The sequence below is a fragment of the Algoriphagus alkaliphilus genome, assembly GCF_900103735.1.
GTDB classification, from domain to species: Bacteria; Bacteroidota; Bacteroidia; order Cytophagales; family Cyclobacteriaceae; genus Algoriphagus; species Algoriphagus alkaliphilus.
The window spans coordinates 1-1,878 of the sequence record NZ_FMXE01000073.1; the positions used below are offsets into that span (position 1 = coordinate 1).

3 protein-coding genes are annotated in these 1,878 nt (G+C 42.7%); all 3 read right to left on the reverse strand.

The features are described from left to right. Positions 1–122 precede the first annotated feature (122 nt). Positions 123–470, reverse strand: coding sequence for a CRISPR-associated endonuclease Cas2 (gene cas2 / locus BLQ81_RS21810; RefSeq protein ID WP_092735268.1), 348 nt, complete (start codon positions 468–470; stop codon positions 123–125). Next, positions 463–1,359: a type II CRISPR-associated endonuclease Cas1 gene (gene cas1, locus BLQ81_RS21815; RefSeq protein ID WP_092735272.1), complete on the reverse strand. Its 897-nt coding sequence runs from the start codon at positions 1,357–1,359 to the stop codon at positions 463–465. The genes cas2 and cas1 overlap by 8 nt, the downstream gene beginning before the upstream one ends. A gap of 73 nt (positions 1,360–1,432) precedes the next feature. After that, the coding region (locus tag BLQ81_RS22455) for a transposase (protein ID WP_175454323.1) at positions 1,433–1,878 on the reverse strand (446 nt) is incomplete at its 5' end.

Here is a 1,878-nt window from a genome sequence, read left to right on the forward strand (position 1 = left end):
TGGCTGGTATGCTGTTTTTTATCCCCATTACCAGAATGGAAAATTGAGTAGAATTGGATTCGGGTTAACCAAGACCTGTCAGGTTTTGAAAACCTGACTGGTCTAAACTTGAAGCTATTTTTTCAAAACAACTCCAATTGTTGGGCCGGGGCTTCTTTTTCCGCAACTTTTCTTCCATAAAAAAGCTCCATCATCCCAAACTGCTTATCCGTAATCTGCATGATCCCAATCTTCCCTTTCTCGGGCAAGATATTTCTGATCCTTTTGGTATGAACCTCGGCGTTTTCCCTACTGGCACAAAAACGCATGTAGATCGAAAACTGAAACATGGCGAATCCATCATCGAGCAATTTTTTTCGAAACTTGCTCGCTATCGACCGCTCTTTTTTGGTTTCGGTCGGCAAATCAAAAAATACTAAGACCCACAAACTCCGGTAGGCGTTAAGTCCCGAGTAATAGTTTTCATTCATATTCGGGATAAATGATCTTTCGACTGATCCCTGCAAAGCATTCAAACAGCGAATTGGTTGTTCGGCTGGCTGCCACCATCAGTGGACTTTTCTGACCATCGATACGGACGTCAAGCGCAGGAATACTCAACAATTCCTTTTTCATAGCCGGAGTCAATTCCGAAAGATCATCCTCATGATCTACCAAATGACAAACCACCAAATCTACATAGGGTCGGTATGGCTCCATAATATCATCTGCCAAACAATAAGCATTGTATTTATTTCGATGCCAAATGCCCAATCCAGGGAACATTCCAGAGGATACCAAAGCTCTAGCAATCACAGCTCTTAAAATTGCATACCCGTAATTCAATAAATTATTTGGCGGAATTCCTGTCTGTTGCCTATTGAACTCTGGAATATCAAAAAGACTTTGCCAATAGATAGCAGCTGCCTGGGCTTCGTGATTACCTGTATCTCCTGAATTCACATTTTTAGCCAAGTAGTTCATTCGAGGCGAATCTATTCCTCTTTCCTTGAGATGTGCCGCTTGATTTTGGATTTTGGCTGCCACCGTCTGCTGCCACAGGTTCTTTTTGAGGGGTTGGGAGGCTTCAATCTGGTATCGAATCCGCTCGGTTTGCTCCGAGTGACCATGCATGGGAAGAAGTAAACCTTCCGGCATGTGCTGATTGTTGCAGGTGACGATGCTGACTTTTTTCTCAGTGAGCTTGGAGATTAGGCCGTGAGTGATGGTGACTTGTTGATTTTCCAAGACTATCATACCCAAATCTTCAATAGGTACTGTTCGATCGGGTTTGTCTGCTTCAGGAAAAGAAATGTGAAGTTGCTCGTTTTTGGTGCTGAGGTAGGCAGGATTGCCGAAAAATAAGGTTCTTTTGATCATTTGATAGTTAGGGTTTTAACAAAAAGACCTGTCAGTCCGCCGCGGCGGACTGACAGGTCTGGCCTTAATCATTTTATTCGTACTCTTTATTCAAAAGCCATTCTTTCTTGGACTCCATCATCTCTTGTATATGACCCGGCCCATCAAAGAAATTGTGGTAATAGTTACGATCGAGGTTTGAAGGTTTCTCAATTTCACTATAGGCATGCCAGCTCGACCATTTCCAATCCTGATGATTTTTGGCAAATCCGTGTTTGACCGGATTGAGATGGATATAAAGGAAGGTCTCTTGCCATTGCTGTTCGTTAAAAATTGGCCGTCGGTTAAAAGCGCGAATAAATAAGTTCCCTTTTCGTGCGTATCGCCTATTATAGGATTTGGTGTAGGAATTGAAAAAATCAGAAAAGGCTTTGACTGCAGGATTTTTGGAAGGATGCTTAACCAAACCTGTCAGGTTTTCGAAACCTGACAGGTTTAAACCATCCTTCACTCCCAACAACAAATGGAAATGATTGGGCA